The organism is Mesorhizobium sp. M7A.F.Ca.US.002.01.1.1 (genome assembly GCF_004022955.1).
In the GTDB taxonomy this organism is placed as follows: Bacteria; Pseudomonadota; Alphaproteobacteria; order Rhizobiales; family Rhizobiaceae; genus Mesorhizobium; species Mesorhizobium ciceri.
Genome location: NZ_RZQE01000745.1, coordinates 1 through 1,965, shown reverse-complemented (window position 1 = coordinate 1,965; position 1,965 = coordinate 1). Strand labels below are relative to the sequence as shown.

2 protein-coding genes are annotated in these 1,965 nt (G+C 59.0%); both read right to left on the bottom strand.

Going from position 1 to position 1,965, the window contains the following annotated elements:
- Positions 1–55 precede the first annotated feature (55 nt).
- Positions 56–382 (bottom strand): low affinity iron permease family protein, encoded by a 327-nt coding sequence (locus EN932_RS34960; protein ID WP_027161870.1) that lies wholly within the window; start codon positions 380–382, stop codon positions 56–58.
- A gap of 110 nt (positions 383–492) precedes the next feature.
- Positions 493–1,965, bottom strand: a 1,473-nt coding sequence (locus EN932_RS34955; RefSeq protein WP_128369468.1) for an ATP-binding protein, incomplete at its 5' end; no start/stop codon positions are given.

Genomic DNA, 1,965 nt, shown 5'->3' with positions numbered 1-1,965 from the left:
AATGCGGGAGGTCTTCTTGCGGGCGCCTGACGCAACGGAACCGAAAGGCTGCACGTCAATCGCCCTGTTGCTGGCGATGGCGATGTTTTTCGATCTCCTCAGGCTCTTCATCGTCGATCCGGGTGATGTTTGAAGCCGCGTGATCTGACCGCAGGATCTCGTCCAACTTGGCGTGGATCGCTTGAGTGTCGCGGTGCTCCGCGCGCTGGATGAACAGCGTCATCGCCCACGTGAACAATGTTGCGGCTCCATGCCAATCCAAGCTCTGTCGCTCGAAAATCATCCAAAGAATTGCGTAGGCCAACAAGACCAGGAACGCAGCGGGACGGGAAGTCAGTGTGCCGATTGTGGTAAGGGCGCTGGTGATCGGATGATTTGCCATTCCAGAGAACTCGCGGCAGTCCCCCTGGTTCCGGCGAGACATCATACCGCCCCGCAGTGCCTGCAGTGGATTTGGGTCGGCCGCTTGAGTACATCGCCTCTGGCCGATCGTTACTTTCGATCGAGCACCTTTCGGACCTTCTCGGCCAGCTCGTCGATCGTGTAGGGTTTGGTCAAAAGCTCCGTTCCAAAATCGAGCGTGCCATTGTGAACAATCGCGTTTCGCGTGTAGCCGGTGGTGTAGAGCACCTTTAGTGACGGGTGCGATGTCCTGACCTTTTCCACCAGTTCGCGGCCTGACATTTCCGGCATGACCACATCGGTGAACAGAAGCGAAGGCACATGCCCGCTCTCCACGGCGGCAAGTGCGTCTCGTGGCCCCGACATTTCCAGGACGGAATAGCCCAGTTCTCGCAGCGCTTCTGCGGCCATCAGGCGTACACGATCTTCGTCCTCGACGATCATGATGACCTCGTCTGAATGTCCCGGATGCTCGCCCGCCAAGGCGGCGGCCGGGCTGTCGGGAATGCCGCCATGCGACCGCGGTAGATAAATCTTCAAGGTGGTTCCAACACCGAGTTCGGAATAGATCTTGACGCTGCCGCCGGACTGACGAACAAATCCATACACTTGGCTAAGTCCCAATCCGGTACCCCTGCCGACTCCCTTTGTGGTGAAGAACGGATCGAAGGCTCTTGCCAGCACGTCCGCAGTCATGCCTGTTCCGGTATCGGTGACCGCTATCATCACATACTGGCCCGAGGAGATCGCGTTTTCTCTCGCATACCGGTCGTCAATATGGGCGTTAGACGTTTCAATCGTGAGCTTTCCGCCGGCGGGCATTGCATCGCGTGCGTTGACGCAAAGGTTGAGCAATGCGCTTTCCAATTGCCCTGCATCGGCCTCCACATGCCACAGCCCAGCGGCGAGCACCGTCTCGATTGCTATGGTCTCTCCAAGCGTTCGGCTCAGCAGTTCGCTCATGCCGGAGACGAGTCGATTAGGGTTCAGGCGCGTCGGTGCCAAGGGCTGCTGGCGGGAGAAGGCAAGCAGCCGCCTGGTAAGTTCCGCAGCGCGTTGTGCCCCATCGATTGCACCGGTGACGAAGTGGTTCACGTTCGTGTCGCCGTTTCGGAGCTTGCGCTGCACGAGATTCAAACCGCCAATGATGACAGCCAGCATATTGTTGAAGTCGTGGGCGATGCCACCGGTAAGCTGTCCCACGGCCTCCATCTTCTGCGCCTGGCGCAGGTGCTCTTCTGCTCGGACGCGTTCGGCAACTTCCTCAGCCACACGCTGCTCAAGAGTGGCGTTGAGCGTCTGCAGCGCTTTGAACAGTCGGGAGTTGTCGATTGCCGTGGCGGCATGACCGGCCAGCCCCAGCAAGGCTGTCTCATGCTCTGCGGCAAAGACACCGCAACCGGAATGTCCGAAGAACAGGCCACCCAGCACTTCGCCCGATCGCGAAATGACCGGCACGGCAAGATAGGATCGCACGGGAAGATGGCCTTCCGGCATTCCCTTCCTCGGCGGATTTTTTCCATAGCGCCCATCCATGAGGATATCATCGGAACGCACCACGCC

Bases quoted from the DNA above. Each gene is read 5' to 3' on its own strand.
- EN932_RS34960 (WP_027161870.1), bottom strand. From the start codon at position 382: ATGGCAAATCATCCGATCACCAGCGCCCTTACCACAATCGGCACACTG.